The organism is Micromonospora sp. NPDC051296 (assembly GCF_040682255.1).
Lineage (GTDB): Bacteria > Actinomycetota > Actinomycetes > Mycobacteriales > Micromonosporaceae > Micromonospora > Micromonospora craterilacus.
On sequence record NZ_JBFBAO010000630.1, the window covers coordinates 1 to 1,776 of the forward strand.

The following is a 1,776-nucleotide window of genomic DNA, read 5'->3' on the forward strand; positions in this document are numbered from 1 at the left end:
GCTTCTTACGACCCTGCGGCCCTCGATCCCCGCGAACCTGGAACATCGCAACCCCTGAAACGATCAGCTGTTGCAACGACCCCTAGAACCCAAGGAGTAGTAAAGGGGCCCCCTCTTAACATGCGCCGGCGGCTGGGTGGGTAATTGCCTTGCCCGGCGGGTGTGGGCACGCGCATCCTGGGGGCGTGACCTGGTCCGGAACGGACCACAGCCCGGGCCCTCGGACCGGCCCGGCAGCCGCGGCGGCGCGGGGCACGTCACCTCTCTCTCACGGGTACGGCGATCCGTCGTACCCAGACTCCTGCCCCGCGCCGCCCGGCCATCAGCCGGCGATCAGGCGAGCGCCAGGCCGGCCACCCAGAGCGCGCCGATCACCACACCGGCGAGGAACTCGACCAACATCGCCAGCCCGGCCGCCGCGACCGCCTGCTTCGTCGCCGGCCAGGCCAGCCGGGTGTCACCCAGCCGCAGCCGTTCCATCGCGAAGATGCCGCCGACGAAACCGATCACCAGCCCGACCACCGGGACGACGAAGAAGCCGACCAGGCCCAGCACCCCGCCGGCCAGCAGCGAGGACGTGGGCACCCCGGCCCGCTTGAGGTTGCGCCCGGGCCAGGCGTACTTGACCACGGTGCCGCCGACGGCGACCAGGGTGGCCGCGGCGAGCACCAGCCAGCGGCCGGCCCCGGCGCCGCCGAACAGAGCCCACACCAGCACGCCACCCCAGCACAGCGGCAACGCCGGCAGGCCGGGCACCACCACGCCGGCCAGCCCGGCGAGGATGGCCAAGGCGGCGATCACCGACACCACAGCGCCGGTTTCTGTCAGGCCCACGTCGGCTCCCCATCCGATCGTTCCGTCTGTTAAGAAGGGGCCCTTCCTCTACCGCAGGCGTTAACAAGGGGCCCTTCCTTACACCGGATCATGACGGGTCGGTGCCACGTAGGCGGTTGACGATTGCGTCCCCGGGCTCCGGCGGGCCGAACAGCCGGCCCTGCGCGGTGTCGCAGCGCAGCGCCCGGAGCCGCTCGGCCTGCGCCTCGGTCTCCACCGCCTCGGCGGTCACCCAGAGTTCCAGCGCGTGCGCCAGCCGCACCAGGGCGTCCACGATCCGCTCGTCGCGATGGTCGGCGGCGGCGTCCGGCTCGTCGCCCCGGATGCCCTCGACGAACGGCGCGGCCAACTTCAGGCAGGTGATCGGCAGCCGCCGCAGGTACGCCAGGTTCGAGTACCCGGTGCCGAAGTCGTCGATGGCCAGCCGTACGCCCAGCGCGGCCAGTCGGTGCAGCGTCCGCAACGGCTCTCCGGCGGAGCCCATCACCGCGCTCTCGGTCAACTCCAGTTGCAGCAGCTCCGCCGGCAGCCCACTGGTGGCCAGGGCGTCGGCCACGGTGTCCACGATCGCCGGGGCATCGGCCTGGCGGGCCGCCAGGTTGACGCTCACCACCAGTCGCGCCTCGGGAAACTCGGTGTGCCACCGCCGGGCGTCCTGACAGGCCTGCCGCAGCACCCACTCGCCGAGCCGCACGATCAGGCCGGTCTCCTCGGCGAGCCCGATGAACTGGTCCGGGCCGATCAGCCCCAGCTCCGGGTGCCGCCACCGGACCAACGCCTCGACGGCCAGCATCCGGCCGTCGAGCAGGGACACGATCGGCTGGTAATGCAGCACGAACTCACCCCAGTACAGCGCACCATGGGTGCCAAGGTCGGCAGCGGCGGCTCCGCCGGACTGGCGTGGCTGCAACGCAGCATGGCCCGGGTGGTCTTCCCCGAGCT

General features: G+C 72.0%; 1 protein-coding gene and 2 pseudogenes. 1 reads left to right on the forward strand and 2 read right to left on the reverse strand.

Features of this window, described 5'->3' with window-relative positions; genetic code table 11:
- Nucleotides 1–333: 333 nt before the first annotated feature.
- Together AB0M52_RS33665 and AB0M52_RS33670 are read right to left on the reverse strand one after the other, a co-directional pair.
- Complete coding sequence (locus tag AB0M52_RS33665; RefSeq protein ID WP_363961902.1) at nucleotides 334–834, reverse strand: DUF456 domain-containing protein; 501 nt, start codon at nucleotides 832–834, stop codon at nucleotides 334–336.
- An 88-nt stretch (nucleotides 835–922) separates the two neighbouring features.
- Nucleotides 923–1,678, reverse strand: a pseudogene (locus tag AB0M52_RS33670) (EAL domain-containing protein); the annotation flags it as partial.
- A 3-nt stretch (nucleotides 1,679–1,681) separates the two neighbouring features.
- Between AB0M52_RS33670 and AB0M52_RS33675 the strand changes: the two are divergent.
- Nucleotides 1,682–1,776, forward strand: a pseudogene (locus tag AB0M52_RS33675) (tryptophan 2,3-dioxygenase); the annotation flags it as partial.